Genomic DNA, 18008 nt, shown 5'->3' with positions numbered 1-18008 from the left:
ATGCATAACAAAATTTCAAAAATAGCAGGTTTTCAAAAACAACAAGGGGCGGCTCTTTTTGTTGCTCTGATTATGTTGATTGCATTAACAATTATAGGGTTAACCGCAACACAACGCAGTAACCTGCAAGAAAAAATGGCTGCTAATACTCATCAGCTAAATTCTACTTTCAATGCAGCAGAGAGTGCAATCGGTGCTTTTTTGACTGAAGCCAATACAGGGGACAGAGTTAATGACTCGGAGCACTTGATTGTTAAATTAAGAGCAAGCGGGGTTCTTGGGCCTTTTTGTGTTGATGAAACTGGCAATAGGGCTGCGTGTGGTACTAACGTTAAGTTAGATAATGCAAAGGCTTTAGAGTCTCGATATACCGCTCGTGTTGTTGGGCAATGTAGTGTGGCTCAATGTGGTGGACATAGTTTTGGGTTAGGCAATGGGTGTAGAGTTTTTAGGGTTGATAGTGCAGGTACTGTTGGTGGTGAATATCAGGCGGCTGGTACACAGAGCAGTGAGAGTACCTTTTGGGCGTATGAAGTCACCGCTTGTTTATAGATAGGATGTTCAACCTTTAACCTACACAAATGAAGCAGATTTTATTTAATATTGTGGTATTAACCGGATTTTTCCGAGGTAATTAATATGAAAATTTTTAAGGCCATTAAGAGTGTTGCTATTTTTGCATTGGCGTACTCATTTTTAGCATTGAATGCCGTTTATGGTGATGACACGGAGATATTTTTTGCAAAAACAGACAATGCAAATCCTATTAAGCCGAATATATTATTTATTATCGATACATCGGGAAGTATGACCAATGAGGTCGGCAATACAGGACAAAACAGAATACAAGTTGTTAAAGATGTTATGTCCGATGTGTTAACTAATATCAATGATGTGAATGTTGGTTTAATGCGTTTTAACAAAGGCAACCCTACAGGATTTAACCAGGCGAAAGGCGGTCCTATTCTTTACCCTATTACAGATATTGATAAACCTGCTGATCCTTCAATTACAAAAATTATCGATGTTGGTATCAATGATGCTAGCCAGGTAGGAGTTAGCGGTGGAGTAACGTTAGATGCTAATACATTAAAGTTTGGTGAATCAAAAGACTCGCTGGTTGCAGTCAGATTTAATGGTTTATTAGTCCCACAAGGTGCAAAGATTACCTCAGCAAAACTTGCTTTTACAGCTAGTGAAGGTGCTAATCAGGATGCATCGAGCGCATTGACAATCAGTGGACAACTTTCTGCAGATGCTCCTGAGTTAAAAGATACTGACTTCAACCTTTCAGATAGAGAAGCTAATGTAACGACGCCTGTTGATTGGAATATTAATGAGACTTGGGTAAATGGAACTGCTTATTCATCAGAAGACATATCACCTGTTGTACAAGAAATTGTTAATCAATCGGGATGGTGTGGTGGAAAGAGCATGGTGTTCTTGATTAAAGGTAGTGGTATGAAGGAGGTATACAGCTTAGAGGGAAGTGTTGCTGCCAGTAACGAAACTAATTATTATGCCGCGCCCAAATTACGTATTACTTTTGAGAACACACTTCCAGCAACGGCAACAGGGTGTTTTCAAAATCAAGTTAATGCTCAAATAGCCAATAAAAAGCATGATTGGATAAGAACTTCTAATGGTAACAATCCTAATGACTGGAATTATTTACGCTTTTACAATAGCTATTATGGTGCGAGAGCTGTTGGGATTAGTTTTAAAGGGATTAATGTTCCTGCTGGTGCAAAAATTAAAAGAGCCTATTTAAGTTTTACATCTTATGGAGATGCGACTGTCAATGGTAATGTTTCTATTAAAGGGGTCAAATTGGTTGATCCAAATTTAACCTGGTACAACACTTTAAGAAACAATGCGAGTATTGGTCCGGTCAATTGGGCAAAGAAAGTTTGGAAAGATGGAGAAATCGCAGTAACAGAAGATATATCTTCTATTATTGAACAAATAGTTAACCAATCTGGTTGGACCGCGGGAGGTTCTATGTCGTTCTACATGAAAGGCGATTCAGATATGGATGGCGTAAGAGTATATTCATACAATAAGTCCCCCTCTAAGTCTCCCAAGCTTCATATTGAATATGAAAGTAAATATCAACCAGGGTTAATAACTAAGCGAGAAGAGTTGAAAAATGCGATTGCTGAACTACCGGCAGATGGATATACGCCAATTAGTGATGTGATGGCAGAAGCAGGCTTGTATTTTAGAGGTGAAAAAGTAACCTACGGTGCTAGTCGACATAACTCAAGAACTAACCGTGTAAGCCATCCTGACTCGTGGGATCAAACGGTTGGAACAATAAAGCCAATTGCGGGTTGTGATGAAGAAAATTACAGTGCCTCGGCTTGTGCTAAAGAAGAAATATCGGGAGAGCCGAATTATGTCTCTCCTGTTAAAGAGTTATGCCAATCTAATAATATTGTATTCTTGACGGATGGTGATCCAACTAGTCACCATACAGCAACTGAGACCATTTACGCCGGCTGGTCTGGTAAGACATGTAGTAGTGGGAGCTATGGTACTGAGTGTGCTGAAGAAATAGCAAGAATACTGGCAAATCCTACGGGAGATAAAGCCAATAGCACACCTAAAGTAAAAACGTATACCATTGGGTTTGCTATTGATAAAACCTTTTTAAAGAATATGGCCGATTATGGTCGTGGTCAATATTATACGGCTAACGACAAAGCCGAATTAATTAAGCACTTTAATTCTACTTTAGATACCATTAAAAACGTGAGTACATCGTTTGTATCGACAGGTGTTTCTGTTAACCAGCTTAATCGGTTAACACACAATGAAGAAATTTATTACTCCTTGTTTTCTCCTTCGGTTAGCACTGTGTGGCCAGGTAATATCAAACGCTATAAATTGGGGGGCGATGGGACTATTTTAGATAAAAATGGTAATCCAGCGATTGATCAATCTAAGGCCAAGTTTGATGAGAATGCGCATAGTTATTGGAGTAGCAGCAAAGACGGCTCTAATGTTCCGCTTGGTGGAGTAGCTGAGAAGCTAGGCTATAAAAGAAATGTATATTCTAATATAACTGGGTCTACTAATGTTGAGTTGGCTGATGCTGGTAAAAATAATGCGGTTGATAATGCCAACACATCAATTACTCTTGCGATGTTATTAGCGGATGATAATGCTCATAGAACCGATATATTGGATTGGGCTCGGGGTGTTGATCTTGAGGCTAAAAGAGATGGCAATGATAAATCACATAATATTATTGGTGATCCACTTCACTCGAGACCAACTCTTATAGCTTATCAAGCCGATGGTAGTAAAGAGTCTAAGCTTTATGTTGGAACCAATAATGGCTTTTTAAGTTCCTTTAATACCACTGATGGAACTGAGAATTGGGCATTTATTCCTAAACAACTACTTCCTAATTTGAAAAACCTACTGAAAAACGATAATAGTGCGCACACTTATGGAATAGATGGAACTATTACTATTCATATGACCGATGAGAATAAAAATGGTTATGTCGATTATAAAGACGGTGAAAAAGCTTATCTTTATGTGGGAATGAGAAGAGGAGGGACTTCTTATTATGCTCTGGATATTTCACACCCTAATAAGCCTAAATTAATGTTTACAATTAACCCAAATACGACTGGCTACGATTTATTAGGGCAAACCTGGTCTACTCCTTTGGTGGGCAAAATCAATATTGGTGGTAAGAAAAACCAAACTGTACTGATTTTTGGTGGTGGTTATGATACCAAACAAGACGATGATTCGAAGGCTTCTATCACAGATACTGTTGGAAATCGTGTATATATTGCCGATGCGCTAACAGGTAAATTGCTTTGGAATTCTTCTCAAGCAACTTTACCTGCCGGAGCTGGTGCAACTAGTGTGACTTCAATGAATTCAGTTCCTTCGAATGTGACAGCATTTGATTTAGATGATGATGGCTTATTAGATCATATTTACGCATCGGATACTAAGGCTCAAATCTTTAGGTTCGATATTGATAATAAGAAAGAAGTCATTACAGGAGGTAGAATTGCACATTTACAAACTGCGGCGGATATTGCTAACAACAGACGCTTTTATTACCAGCCTGATGTTGCCCTAATTCGTTTGAAAAAAGAAACGTTCATTAGTATTTCTATTGGTTCTGGGTATCGAGCACATCCATTAGATGAGCAAATAACCGACTACTTTTATATGATCAAAGATAAAGGCGTTCTAGCCAAAGAGTTTGATATGGATGTTAGTATGAGTGATCTTTTAGATGTAACTGATATTGTTGGTTATGACTCCAAGGGGCAGTCAATACCTGGAGAAAAAATCAGATCGACAGGCAAAAAAGGTTGGTACATTAGCTTTTCAAGCAGTGGTGAAAAAGTTATTGAGCGCTCAATTACCTTTAGTAATACGGTTATATTTACAAGCTATATTCCTCCAGGTGTTTTAAGAAGCGGTTGTAACGCTGAAGCGGGGGGAGCACGTAAATATACATTAGATATTGCGGATGGAAACCCTTACCAAAATAATGGTGGAGATGACACGCTTGACAAGAATGATCGTTTTGTTGATTTGTTGATTGACGGTATTGCACCACCGCCTCAAATATTAATACCAACTAATGATTCAGGTAAAGTGGATCCAAAAGTGTGTGTTGGACTACAATGTGAAGATGCGCCACCTACACCTGATAGTGTTATGGGGTTAAGATGGCGTAAAGCTCAATAATGAATGAGGTAAAGTAATGAAGAAGAGTATCGTTGGGTTTACATTAGTAGAGTTAATGATTGTGGTCGCTATAATCGGCGTGCTTACCGCTTTTGCATACCCCTCGTATAGGCAATATGTTGAACGTACTAAAAGAACTGAAGCGATGGGGGTTTTAGTGAATGCGGCTCAAGCGATGGAGCGTTATAAAGCGAATAATTTCACTTATGTAACACCCAACAGGGTAATTACAGATGTCTTTACTAACAGGGTCCCCGTAGATACAGGTAGTGATGCTTATTATACGCTCTCATTAGTAGATAGTGTTTTAGGAGCTTCAACTTATACTCTTAGGGCGACACCTACTGGTTCTATGGCTGGAGATGGTAATTTAGAGTTGACTCACACTGGTGCAAAGTCATGGGGAACAAAAAATTGCTGGCCTGAAGGAAAGAATGACTGTACCGATACAACGCCTACTCCTTAATGAATTATTAAAAAAGCCGCGAATATCGCGGCTTTTTTTATTGATAATAACCTATTCAATGATCAAAGTAATATAGGCTAAATCACTATAAATTGTCACAATAAAGCCGTTATTTTTGCCGCTCTTTTCGTTGTCTGACTTGTCCATAGAGCGGCTATGCACTGCGCCAGACGCCTTAATAGTGACAAAAATCCCTGACTTTTCTCTATGCCAATTGATAGTGATTTAGCTATAAAACAACTCACTCATTGAATTTTCTTATTTTGATTTCAAGTTAATTAATACATTTTGTCTCTTTCAGCTCTTATTTTTTTTACATCAATTTTATTGGCATATTGATTAAAAAGAGTGAGCTTACCTTTATTCCAAGAGTAAATATTAGAGACTTGCTTAATCTTTGTTTCAACCAGGGCATACTGAAAAGGATAAGCACGCATTTGGTTTTCTGTTTGTACTTTGACATCTCTAACACTTGCGGCTTTGAGAAAAGTATTGAGTGGGAAAGCTTTGTATGTTTTTATTATTTGTAGTTGAAAGGCATCTCGAGTAGAAATAAAAGCAGCTAATTGATATTGGTTTTCTCGATATACTATTCCAGCCCAATCACTCTTTCCATCACTGTTAAAATCTCTTTCAACTCTCCAGGGGCAAATTAATTCATATAAATGGATATATTCTAATAAGTCGCCTCTTGGTGTTCTTTTAGGTAGAGAAATCGGTTCTTTAGATTGGCTTATTAATTGGGAGGAAAGCTTGGTGTTGCAGTCGGGTTGTTGCGCTTTGACTTCTAACGCTGGAGTACTGATAAAAATGGCTATCAATGTAACGACTAAATAATCTGAAAGTTTTTTCATAGGATATCACTTCTGGATATTAGTTTAATTATTGTACAAATTAAATTGTACGCTTATACACCATATTAAACTAAATAATGGACTAATAGAAAGTGAAAAAGTAATAGAAAATTCGCATTTTTAGCGCCAATGTTCAATTCAATCAATTGAACATTCTTAGGCACAGGTAATAAATGGGAGTTTTTTATGTCTGTCGATAGAGAAGAATTCTATAGCTTTTAAGTTTTAAGCGGATATTTGCGCTTTTTACGGTTTCTGGCACATTTTAAGCGAAGCATTCAGGTGACTAGGAATACCCTCATCTGGTAGAATTCGCGCCTATTTTTGAATTTTTCTTAATATACATGCTTAAACAAGATTTCCAATTTCAACTGCCTGAGTCACTAATTGCAAGTGAGCCTTGTAAAAACCGGACAGATAGTCGGTTAATGCTAGTTGATCCTGAGCATAATGCTAGAGAACACTATCATTTTTATGATTTAGTTAACTTCTTACAACCTGAAGATTGTTTAATCTTCAATAACACCAAAGTTATTCCTGCCAGGTTGATTGGACAGCGCGGTTCTGGTGGAAAAGTAGAGGTATTAGTTGAGCGGGTTATCCCTCATGAAGGTCAAGATCATTGTATTGCCCAACTTAAGGCGAGTAACCGTCTAAAAGAAGGGACAAAAGTGCTTATTGCTGAGGATTTCAGCTTAGAGGTCATTAATAAAGAAGGAGCTTTTTATCGTTTAAAGTCAACGAGTGACTCATCTTTGTTAACTCAGGTGGAAACATACGGAGCAATGCCGTTACCTCCTTATATTAAACGCTCGGAGCAAGCTTTAGATAAGCAGAGATATCAAACTGTGTATGCTGAACGGCAAGGTGCGGTTGCTGCGCCAACAGCTGGGTTACATTTTGATGACTTGTTAATGTCTCAAATTAAACAAAAAGGCATAGAAATAGATTTTGTTACCTTACATGTTGGTGCTGGCACTTTTTCACCAATAAGAGTTGATAACATACTAGAACATCAAATGCATTCTGAGTGGTATGAAGTGCCCGACTCGGTTGTTGAGCTAGTTAATAAAACGAGAGCTAGAGGAGGAAGGGTTATTGCTGTTGGTACAACCTCTGTTCGTTGCTTGGAATCGGCTTCATCCAGTGGACAGATAATGGCCTCTAGTGGTGAAACGGATATTTTTATTTATCCGGGTTATCAATTTATATCTGTTGATGCATTGATCACTAATTTTCATTTGTCAGAGTCGACCTTATTAATGTTGGTTTGCGCGCTTGCAGGAAAAGATTTTATGTTGCAAACCTATCAACAAGCCGTTGCATCAAAATACCGTTTTTTCAGTTATGGTGATGCCATGTTTATTCAAAATCAAATTACATCAGTTAAGGGTAATTTATGAAGTTTACGTTGAAAAGTACTGATGGAATGGCGCGTCGTGGCCAACTTGAGTTTGAGCGAGGCACAATAAATACACCAGCATTTATGCCTGTAGGCACATATGGCTCTGTTAAAGGCATGTCTCCAGAAAGAGTTAAGGCGACAGGAGCAGAAATTATACTGGGGAATACTTTCCACCTGATGCTACGTCCAGGTACGGAAATTATTAATCTACATGGCGATTTACACGATTTTATGCAATGGCAAGGGCCTATTCTAACTGATTCGGGAGGATTTCAGGTTTTTAGCTTAGGTGAGCTTCGAAAAATTACTGAAAAAGGGGTGACATTTCGCTCTCCTGTTAATGGTGATAAAGTGTTCTTAGGGCCTGAAGAATCCATGCAAGTGCAGCGAGAGTTAGGTTCCGATATTGTGATGATTTTTGATGAGTGTACGCCTTATCCTGCAACCAAAGAGCAGGCTAAAGAGTCTATGGAGTTAAGCTTGCGTTGGGCAAAACGTTCCAAGGACGCCCATGGAGATAGTCCATCTGCATTATTCGGTATTATTCAAGGCGGTATGTATCCAGAACTAAGAGACGTTTCGCTTAAAGGATTAGAATCGATTGGTTTTGATGGTTATGCTATCGGTGGTTTATCTGTGGGTGAATCTAAAGATGAAATGAAATTAGTTTTGGATCATTTGTTACCCAATATGCCACAGGAAAAACCCCGTTATTTAATGGGAGTCGGTAAGCCTGAAGATATTGTTGAAGCAGTAAGGCGCGGTGTTGATATGTTTGATTGTGTGATGCCTACCAGAAATGCAAGAAATGGCCACCTTTTTACTACAAAAGGAGTTGTAAGGTTACGTAATAGTCCCAATAAAAGGGATTCTGGGCCAATTGATGATGAATGTGGCTGTTATACTTGCCAAAATTATAGTCGAGCCTATTTACATCACTTAGATAAATGTGGAGAAATGTTTGGGGCAGAGCTAGCCACGATACATAACCTCCATTATTACCAATATTTGATGAAGAGTTTGCGTGAAGCTATAGAAACGGGTACATTGTCGAGCTTTGTCGAAAAATTTTATACGCAGCGTGGTATGCCCGTACCATTGTTGGATAATTAACTCAATTTGAATCGAGTCATTGATTAATTCAAATAATAAAGAAAAGAAGTTGATAGAGGAATAACTATGTTTATAAGTAATGCAATGGCTGCACCTGCTGGTGCTGCGGCAGGTGGCGGTTATAGCACTTTAATCATGATGCTGTTATTTGGTGTTGTGTTTTACTTTTTATTGATTCGTCCACAAAGTAAACGTGCTAAAGATCATAAAAATATGCTTGAATCTATTCAAAAGGGAGATGAAGTAGTCACAAGTGGCGGTATTTTAGGCAAAGTTAGCAAAATTACTGATAATTTTATTGTGCTAAATGTTGCTCAAGGTGTTGAAATGCAATTTCAAAAACATTCAATTACAGCAACTCTCCCTAAAGGGACTATTAAAGCTGTAAAAGAATAAGATAAAAGCTCGCAATATTTTGTGAGCTTTTTTATTAGGTAAACTATAGAGTTTTCAATTATGTTTTCAAATCAACCACAAATGCGACCTATCAATACCTTTGCTGCATGGAAATATGTCATGCTGCTAGTGTTTCTTGGTCTCGGAATTTTATTTGCTTTACCGAACATGTATGGTGAAGATCTTGCGTTACAAGTTAGCGGCGAGAAAGGTAGTCCAATTGCTCAAGATGTTTTTTTAGAGATAGAAAAAGAGCTTAAAGATAATCAAATTGAACTTAAAAAATCGAGCAACGACTCTGGAAAAGCACTTTTTCGCTTTCTTGATTCTGAATCACAATTAAAAGCTAGAGATATTGTGAGTGAATTTTTAAGAGGAAAAGGTGATTATGGTGTTGCTTTAAATTTAGCACCAGCTACGCCCGAATGGTTAAAGAGTCTTGGCGGTGAGCCATTAAAGCTTGGTTTAGATTTAAGAGGCGGTGTTCATTTCTTAATGGAAGTTGATATGGGCTCTGCCATTAATAAAAAAGAAGACCAATACGTATCCGATTTTAAAACAACTTTTCGCGAAAAGAAGTTACGTTATGCATCGGTTATTAAAGTTAAGAACGTTGGTATTTTAGCCCGCTTTCGTAAAACTGAAGATATGGAGCGTGCCGAAGGCATTATTCGTCAAAGCTTTTCTGAGTTATCAACACGAACCCGAGAAAAAGATGGGTTATTTGAAGTTGTTGTAACTATTCCTGAGGTTAAGCTAAAAGAAATAAAAGATTATGCTGTTAAGCAAAATATTGCTACTTTAAGAAATCGAATTAATGAATTAGGCGTTGCAGAACCTTTAATTCAACAGCAAGGTTCTGAGAGAATATTAGTGCAACTTCCTGGCGTTCAAGATTCTGAACGGGCGAAACGTATACTCGGTACAACCGCTATTGTTGAGTTTCGTTTAGTGAATGAGTCGGCAGGTTATAACCCTACAAAAGCGCCTTCTGGTTCTGAACTTATTTTGCAAAAAAGTAGTGGTGCTAATTACGCGATTAAAAAATCCCCAGTTGTTGATGGCTCTCATTTAACAGACGCTAGTGTTGGTTACGATGAAAATGGTATGCCACAAATCAATGTTGTGTTGGATAGTAAAGGTGGCAACAAAATGCTACTAATGACTTCTAAAAACATTAATAAGCCAATGGCTATCGTCATGATTGAAACTAAGGCGATATATGAAAGAGTCAATGAAGAACTAAAAGTTGTTGGCCAGAATGTTATAAAAAATGTGGTAAGCGCGCCTAATATTGGTGCTGCATTGGGAACGAAATTTAGAATTACAGGCCAATTCACACCAACAGAAGCGCATGATTTAGCATTAATTTTAAGATCCGGATCTTTAATTGCCCCCGTTTACTTTGTTGAAGAAAGGACGGTTGGGCCAAGTTTAGGTAAGCAGAATATTGAGTTAGGTAAAACTTCTATTTTAGTTGGTTTTATTGCAGTTCTTATTTTTATGCTGGTTTACTATAGAGTATTTGGAATTGTCGCTAATATTGCTTTAATGTCAAACTTGGTTTTTATAATTGCCATAATGTCACTAATTCCTGGAGCGACCCTTACACTACCCGGAATAGCAGGTATCGTATTAACGGTTGGTATGGCTGTAGATGCCAATGTTTTGATATTTGAAAGGATACGTGAAGAATTAAGAGAAGGCACAAAACCTGCTCAAGCAATTCATAATGGCTATGATAAAGCCTTTTCAACGATTGCTGATGCGAATGTAACAACACTTATTGCTGCACTGGTTCTTTTTGGAATTGGTACAGGTCCTGTTGCAGGTTTTGCCGTAACATTATTTATTGGAATTATTACCTCAATGTTTACTGCAATCATTGGTAGTCGTGCAATCATTAATTTAATTTATGGCGGTAAAGCCTTAAATAAAATTTCAATATAAAGATGGGAGTAGAAGAGTGAGAATTTTAAAATCTGATCTAAATATTGATTTTATTAAGTACAAAGTTATTGCAACAATAATATCTATTTTGCTAATTATAGGCTCTATATTTGCGATAGTGACTAAGGGGCTTAACTTTGGTTTAGACTTTACTGGCGGTACTTTAGTACAAGTTAGATATCAGCAAGATGCTGATTTGAACAGTATTAGAGATGTATTAAAAGCAGCTGGTTATGATAAAACCGTAGTGCAAAATTTTGGAACAGCAAAAGATATCATGATTCGCTTAGCGCCAATTGATGGCAGAAAAGCAGATGAAATTGGCAATGATGTTATTACCAAGTTGCGTCAAGCGCATAACTCTGAAGTCGAAATGAGAAAAATTGATTTTGTGAGTGCTAGTGTTGGTGAAGAGTTAACAGAACAAGGTGGGCTAGCGATATTAGTCGCTTTAATTGGGATCTTGATTTATGTGTCACTTCGCTTTGAGTGGAAGTTTGCTCTAGGTTCTGTAGCTGCGCTTGCACATGATGTTATTATTACCGTTGGCTTGTTTTCTCTTATTCAAATGGAGTTTGACTTAACTGTTTTAGCGGCTGTTTTAGCTGTTATTGGTTATTCATTAAATGATACGATTGTGGTGTTCGATCGTATTAGAGAGAACTTTTTGAAACTTCGAAAACAAGAATCATTTAAAGTGATTAATGTTTCATTAAACCAAACATTGTCTCGTACTATTATAACATCTATAACAACTTTATTAGTTTTGTTAGCTTTATTTTTCTTAGGTGGCGCAACAATACATGGTTTTGCTACTGCGCTAATTACAGGGGTTTTAATCGGAACTTATTCTTCAGTATATGTTGCGAGTAATGTTGCCCTAGCTCTAGGAATTAGCAAAGAAGATCTTATGCCTCCAGAAGTCGAAAAAGAGGGAGAAGATCAAGACGCCTTAATATAATTAATGGCAAAATCGTAGTTAAAGCTCCCTGCTACGTTGGGAGCTTTTTGTTTATCACCTTTTGTTAGTTTCTTGACTATTATTAGACCTATCAAGATCCTCAGGATATATCATGTCGCAATCAGATGACCCGACTTCTCAAGTCGAAATAAGTTTTAGCGAGCTTAATTTACCAGAAAGTTTACTTAAAGTATTAAATGAGATCGGTTATGAGAAACCATCTCCTATTCAGGCTGCAAGCATACCTGTTTTACAAAGTGGTTCTGATCTTATTGGTCAGGCACAAACCGGAACAGGTAAAACCGCTGCATTTGCATTACCTTTGATGGCTAAAATTGATTTAACAAACCGTAAGCCACAAGCATTGATCTTAACTCCTACTAGAGAGTTAGCAATTCAAGTTGCCGAAGCTTTTAAGACTTATTCTAAATATTTACCTGGTTTTCAAGTGCTACCTGTTTATGGTGGTCAATCAATGTCTCAGCAGTTACGCCAATTAAGCCGTGGTGCACATATCATTGTCGGTACACCGGGTCGAGTTATGGACCATATGAGAAGGGGAAAACTTAAGTGGAATGACATGCATACCTTAGTATTAGATGAAGCTGATGAAATGTTACGTATGGGATTTTTAGAAGATGTGGAGTGGGTGCTGGAACAAACACCACAAGACCGTCAAATTGCATTGTTTTCTGCCACTATGCCAAAAGAGATCCAACGTGTCGCCAATCGGTTTTTATCAGAGCCTAAAGAAATAAAAATTAAGACAAAAACAACAACCGCTTCGACTATTGCTCAACAATACTTAATTGTTGCTAATAATCACAAGTTAGATGCATTAACTCGTATTTTAGAGGTGGAAGAAACTGATGCGGTTATTATTTTTGTACGGACTAAAACGGCGACGACAGAATTGGCAGATAAATTAAATGCGAGAGGGTATGCAAGTGCTGCGATAAATGGAGACTTACAACAATCTGCACGAGAGCAAACCATTGAGCGGCTGAAAAGAAATAAATTAGATATTTTAGTTGCAACAGATGTAGCGGCCCGTGGTTTAGATGTACAACGTATTTCTCATGTTATCAACTATGATATATCACAAGATGTTGAGTCTTATATCCATCGTATAGGGCGTACTGGTAGAGCTGGACGTGAAGGTTCTGCCATACTATTTGTTACGCCACGTGAAAAGCGGATGTTATCTTTAATAGAACGAACAACGAGCAAGAAAATTACGCGTATTGGTCTGCCATCAACTGATGCAATTAATGACCAAAGAATTGAAAAATTTAAGTTGAAAATAACTGAAAAAATTGATTCAGGTGATTTACAGCCATACTTGGAAATATTGGAGGCGTATCAGTATGAATCCAATCATACCGGGTTAGAAGTTGCTGCTGCTTTAGCTAGCTTGGCACATGCTAATACACCTTTTCTGTTGGAAGATTTGCCTTCGCCAAGCGAAGAGAGAAGAAGTCGAAAAGGTGAGCAGGAAAATTATGGACGCGAAAGAGTTCGTAAACGTAAAAGTAAAGAGGGGGAGTCTCGCTCAGGTAAAGACTTTTCGAGAAAAGCAGAAGCCTTGAGTGATTTTCCTGATATCGAAATGGAGCGTTTTACCATTATGGTTGGTTTTCAAGATGGAATTAAGCCTGCTAACATTGTTGGTGCGATTGCGAATGAGGTTGAGCTAGAAAGCAAGTATATTGGACATATTAAAATATTTGATGATTTTACGACTGTTGATTTGCCTGGTGATATGCCGAAAGATGCATTTACACATCTTAAGAAAGTTCGCGTATGTGGTAAGCCTATGAGGCTAACTAAAGCTAAAGATTTTGATTTTGATAAACTCAATACAGGTGGTCATTCTTCTGATAAGAGTCGAGCTAAACCAGCCAAAAAGCGCTCTTCTAAAAGTAGACGCTCAAAGAAAAGTTAATTTTTTCATATAAAAAGGGAAGCATTTAGCTTCCCTCTATAGCCAAATTACAGGCTTTTATTACCAAATTTTTACTCTCTCTTCTGGCTTGCGATACATTTTATCGCCAGGCTTTATATTATAAGCTTTCATAAATTCAGGCATATTCATTAATGTTCCATTTCCTCGATAAGGCCCAGGAGAGTGTGGATCGGTTTGTAGCATATTACTCAAAGCTTCATCTCTAAATTTATAGGCCCAAACTTGTGCCCAGCCCATAAAAAACCTTTCTTCGCCAGCCAAACCATCAATAACAGGTGCAGGTTTATCTTTTAGGGATAGCATATAGGCTCTATGGGCAATTGTGAGCCCACCCAGATCCCCGATATTTTCACCTAAGGTTAGTTCCCCTTGGATATGTTCGCCTGGTAAAGGCTCAAATTGACTGAATTGTTCAGCAAGCTTACTGGTGCGTAATTTGAACTCTTCAAGATCTTTTTCTGTCCACCAGTTTCGTAAAATACCGTCGCCGTCAGATTTAGCACCTTGATCATCGAAACCATGACCCATTTCGTGACCTATTACACCACCAATAGCACCATAGTTAACTGCATCATCGGCTTCCATATAAAAAAATGGAGGCTGTAAAATAGCCGCTGGAAAAACGATTTCATTCATTGATGGGTTATAATAGGCATTAACCGTTTGTGGAGACATAAACCATTCTGTTTTATCAATAGGTTGACCTAATTTATTAATCTCACGGTTATAATTGAATTTTGCCGCTCGAAGGTAGTTTCCAACTAAATCTGAAGGTTCAATATTTAATGAGCTATAGTCACGCCATTTATCTGGGTAGCCTATTTTTGGCGTAAATTTAGCGAGTTTATCGAGAGCTTGTTTCTTAGTATCTTCACCCATCCAGTCTAACTCTATGATAGCCTGACGGTAAGCTTCTCGTAAGTTTTCCACCAAAGTAACCATTCTTGCTTTGGCTTCAGGTTTAAAATATTTTTTGACGTAAATTTTTCCGACAACTTCACCAAGTAAATTATTAACTGTACTGACTGCTCTTTTCCAGCGTTCTTCTTGTTGTGGAGTACCGTTAAGAATAGTGCCATAGAAGTTAAAGTTGGCTTTATCAAATTCTGAACTGAGCCGACTTGCATTTGCATTGATTAAAGTCCATTTAAAATAGGTTTGCCAATCTGAAACGCTGGTTGTTGCGAATAGTTTTGCAAAATTTTTGATATAAGTAGGCTGCCTGACTATAAGCGCTTTTGGATTTTTAATTCCTGTTTGGTCAAAATAAGTTGACCAATTAAAGCGGCGAGCATCATCATTTTTTAAATCAGCATTGAATTCACTTAACTGATCAAATGTATATTTTGTATAAGTTTTGTTTCTATCTCTATTATCTTTCAGACTCCAATGTATCTGGGCTATTGATGTTTCTAGTCCCATTACTTTTTGGGCTAATTCTTGGCTGTTCTTTAAACCTGCTAAATTAAAAATCTTTGCAATATGAGCGACATAGGCTTCTCTGATTTTGACTGATTTTCCCTCTGTTTTTAAATAGTATTCTCTATCGGGTAAACCGAGTCCTGATTGAGTTAGGTACATAATATATTCTGTTGGGTTTTTAGAATCATTGTTAATCCAAAAACCAAAAGGTGCATCGCTGCCAATAATTTGTGATTCAGCAAAATAGGCTGAAATATCGTCATGCGACTTTAGTGCTTCTATTTTTCGAAATTCGTCATTGAGTGGGGTAATGTGTAGCTGGTTAAGTTTTTCAACATCCATAAAGCTTCGATATAGATCACCTACTTTTTGTGCATCTGAGCCTTTGTCTACACTTTCTAGCTGAGCTGTTTCTTCAATAATTGCCTTAACATCTCGTCTTGATTTATCTCGTAAAGCGGTAAAAGAACCATAGCTAGACTTGTCTGCTGGGATTTCTGTTTTATCCAACCATGCACCATTGACGTAACGATAAAAGTCATCTTGAGGTCTGACTGTTTTGTCCATATTGGCTAATTCAATCCCTGATTTTAACGGTGTTTGTTGCTTCATGGGGTCTTTAGTGTCAGTAGAAGCTGTTGGTTTAGTTGAGCTTTCTTGCTGCCCGCATGATGTGATTAAAGCTAAGCATATCGCGCTAGCAAGTATTTGTTTTTTCATTGGAAACTTCCTTCCGGATAATTAAATTAGTATTTGTATTTCATTTTTTATAGTTTTGCCCGATACTAAAGATCGGTTTGTTATATAGAAGCATAAATATTCCATTTATTGCAAGTGCCCAGGCGATTAAAATAGTTACTGGATATATTGCACGAAGGCCAAGTTGCTAATAATTCTAACTAATTGATTTGTAGATTATTTAGTATAAAAATATTACAACTAACAAAATAGGAGTAGACACTGGTGTCTAAAGTGAGAACTTACGAAAGTATTCAGAGCGACTTGCTGGTTGCATTACCTAACCCATCTAACCAAGCGTATGAGATAAATATCAAAATTCCTGAGTTCACTTTTCTTGGAGTACAAGAACAACCTGATTTTGCCACTATCTACTTATTATTTCATCCAGATAAAAAGATTATCGAATTAAAAGCTTTAAAACAATATGTTTACCAGCTGAGAGATATTGTTGTGTCTTATGAAAGGTTGATTAATATTTTTTATGATCATTTGGTTGAAAAGTTTAAGCCTGAAAGGTTGCGAGTTGTGATGGACTGTAATCCTAGAGGTGGTATTAGTTCTAGGCTAACTATCGATTCAGATTGGAAAAGCCGTGGAGGAGAGGAAAAATACAAAGATTGGCATGATGTTAGTGAATGGAACAGACTGGATTAACATAGAAATCAATAAAAAGAGCCCCTTAAAAAGGGGCTAAAGCGAGAATCAAACTGTTAATAATTCAATGTAAAAAGATATTGAATATCAATAGCATCATCGACACCTGTCAGAATATTACATAAGCCTTACTTTACTGGCATATCATTGCCATTAGAAGTCACCACTTTCTAACAGACTGCTCTTTTTAACTGAGCAGAAAAATAAAGCTACTTTTAAGTAATTCATCATTGACGCCAATGATGTATATAAAGATACTATATATTTTTATTGTGCGCAATAAAAATATATAGGATGCAATATAAAGTTTGGTTGTGGGTTGTCGCAATTTGGACAAATAGCGTTGTTTCATGATTCAAGGCTAATATTAATGAGTTCAGGTTAAGTGGGTTGAATGTAAATCGCTGTATGGACTAAAGGAAGTTTTAGGGCAACATAAATTGGAGCTTGTTCTTTTTTGTTCTACGGAAAGTTAGAACTCTGGTTGTTTTGCCATAATACTTTATTGATATGTATTGGTTGAGTAGTCTTTAAGTCAATAATCTCTGTATTTAAGTAAATTTAGTGATGTGTATCGCTATTAATTACACTAACTCTTTGGCGTTTAAAAATGGTTTTTACTGAGGGTGGAGCAGAAACTGATATTTCAATACCGTATAAATATAACTCAGTACTCTCTAAGAGAGCTTTCATACGACTTGCTTTAAATAATGATTGCAATACAAATTTGAGTAGTTGTTTATTATTGAGCTGTCCCAAAAAGTTAGCTTCTTCTTCGGGGCTTATTTCTTTAGTTTGAGTAAACTGAGGAACTATTTTGGGAATTAAACCAATTTCTATTTCTAATTGTTCCATTAAAAAGCCTGCTTCTTCAAATAATGGGGTCTCAGCAGTTAATTCGGCTACGATTGCTTTGATTTTCTCAGTCGTTAATTGACCGATAGGAGAGCTAGGTTTATCCTCTGCTTTTTCGTTTGTGCTAAAGTCCGACGCAGTAGGCTCAAGCTTCTTTTTCAGTTGCTCGAATAGATCTTTGATCATTGGGAAGCCTTATACATAATAATTCGTAAGATTTGTGGGTGCTTGACTGAGTGTAACACATTGATTTTTAAGCGCAACTACGTCTCTTAGTGCAAATTAGGCTGAATCTAGATAAAACTTATAACAACTTGTTCTAGATTAGTATTCAATTTTAATGATGTCCAGAGTAGCATTGGTTTAATATACTAAATGATAGCGCTGTCATTTTTGGTGCGTTTACTATTTTATAGTAATAGAATGTGCAGTATTAGATGCTTTTAGTGACTTCATGTATTTCATGCTTATGTATAAACCTTAAATGCATGAAT

At 37.2% G+C, this 18008-nt stretch carries 13 protein-coding genes; 10 read left to right on the top strand and 3 right to left on the bottom strand.

The features are described 5' to 3' along the window. From ACT5E3_RS15150 to ACT5E3_RS15140, 3 genes are all read left to right on the top strand, one after another. Positions 1-552, top strand: coding sequence for a pilus assembly PilX family protein (locus tag ACT5E3_RS15150; protein ID WP_444994384.1), 552 nt, complete (start codon positions 1-3; stop codon positions 550-552). An 87-nt stretch (positions 553-639) separates the two neighbouring features. Next, the gene (locus tag ACT5E3_RS15145; protein WP_444994383.1) at positions 640-4731 is read left to right on the top strand and encodes a VWA domain-containing protein; all 4092 of its coding nucleotides are present in this window, start codon (positions 640-642) and stop codon (positions 4729-4731) included. A 16-nt stretch (positions 4732-4747) separates the two neighbouring features. Further along, on the top strand, positions 4748-5197 hold the full coding sequence (locus ACT5E3_RS15140) for a type IV pilin protein (RefSeq protein WP_444994382.1): 450 nt from the start codon (positions 4748-4750) through the stop codon (positions 5195-5197). A gap of 278 nt (positions 5198-5475) precedes the next feature. On the opposite strand, the gene ACT5E3_RS15135 is transcribed toward ACT5E3_RS15140, so the two are convergent. After that, positions 5476-6051: a hypothetical protein gene (locus tag ACT5E3_RS15135; protein ID WP_444994381.1), complete on the bottom strand. Its 576-nt coding sequence runs from the start codon at positions 6049-6051 to the stop codon at positions 5476-5478. A 344-nt stretch (positions 6052-6395) separates the two neighbouring features. Between ACT5E3_RS15135 and queA the strand changes: the two genes are divergently transcribed. The 6 genes from queA (at position 6396) to ACT5E3_RS15105 (ending at position 13821) form a co-directional block, all read left to right on the top strand. Beyond that, positions 6396-7454: a tRNA preQ1(34) S-adenosylmethionine ribosyltransferase-isomerase QueA gene (queA, locus tag ACT5E3_RS15130; RefSeq protein WP_444994380.1), complete on the top strand. Its 1059-nt coding sequence runs from the start codon at positions 6396-6398 to the stop codon at positions 7452-7454. Then, on the top strand, positions 7451-8569 hold the full coding sequence (gene tgt / locus ACT5E3_RS15125; RefSeq protein ID WP_444994379.1) for a tRNA guanosine(34) transglycosylase Tgt: 1119 nt from the start codon (positions 7451-7453) through the stop codon (positions 8567-8569). The genes queA and tgt overlap by 4 nt, the downstream gene beginning before the upstream one ends. 66 nt (positions 8570-8635) lie before the next feature. Then, entirely contained in the window at positions 8636-8965 is a 330-nt protein-coding gene (gene yajC, locus ACT5E3_RS15120; RefSeq protein WP_444994378.1) for a preprotein translocase subunit YajC, read from the top strand. Positions 8966-9025: 60 nt separating this feature from the next. Next, the gene (secD, locus tag ACT5E3_RS15115) at positions 9026-10915 is read left to right on the top strand and encodes a protein translocase subunit SecD (protein WP_444994377.1); all 1890 of its coding nucleotides are present in this window, start codon (positions 9026-9028) and stop codon (positions 10913-10915) included. A 16-nt stretch (positions 10916-10931) separates the two neighbouring features. Beyond that, a complete protein-coding gene (gene secF, locus ACT5E3_RS15110) occupies positions 10932-11876 on the top strand; it encodes a protein translocase subunit SecF (protein WP_444994376.1) in 945 nt (314 codons plus the stop codon). Between the two features lie 112 nt (positions 11877-11988). Further along, on the top strand, positions 11989-13821 hold the full coding sequence (locus ACT5E3_RS15105; RefSeq protein WP_444994375.1) for a DEAD/DEAH box helicase: 1833 nt from the start codon (positions 11989-11991) through the stop codon (positions 13819-13821). 60 nt (positions 13822-13881) lie between these two features. Here the strand turns inward: ACT5E3_RS15105 and ACT5E3_RS15100 are convergent, their stop codons facing one another. After that, complete coding sequence (locus ACT5E3_RS15100; protein WP_444994374.1) at positions 13882-15984, bottom strand: M13 family metallopeptidase; 2103 nt, start codon at positions 15982-15984, stop codon at positions 13882-13884. Positions 15985-16227: 243 nt separating this feature from the next. Here ACT5E3_RS15100 and queF point away from each other — a divergent pair, with 243 nt between their 5' ends. Beyond that, positions 16228-16659 (top strand): preQ(1) synthase, encoded by a 432-nt coding sequence (gene queF, locus ACT5E3_RS15095; protein WP_444994373.1) that lies wholly within the window; start codon positions 16228-16230, stop codon positions 16657-16659. Between the two features lie 561 nt (positions 16660-17220). Here the strand turns inward: queF and ACT5E3_RS15090 are convergent. Continuing rightward, positions 17221-17700, bottom strand: coding sequence for a hypothetical protein (locus ACT5E3_RS15090; protein WP_444994372.1), 480 nt, complete (start codon positions 17698-17700; stop codon positions 17221-17223). Positions 17701-18008 lie beyond the last annotated feature (308 nt).

This window comes from Aliikangiella litoralis (genome assembly GCF_052495765.1).
The sequence above is the reverse complement of the archived record's forward strand: the minus strand, read 5'-3'. Positions and strand labels throughout refer to the sequence as shown.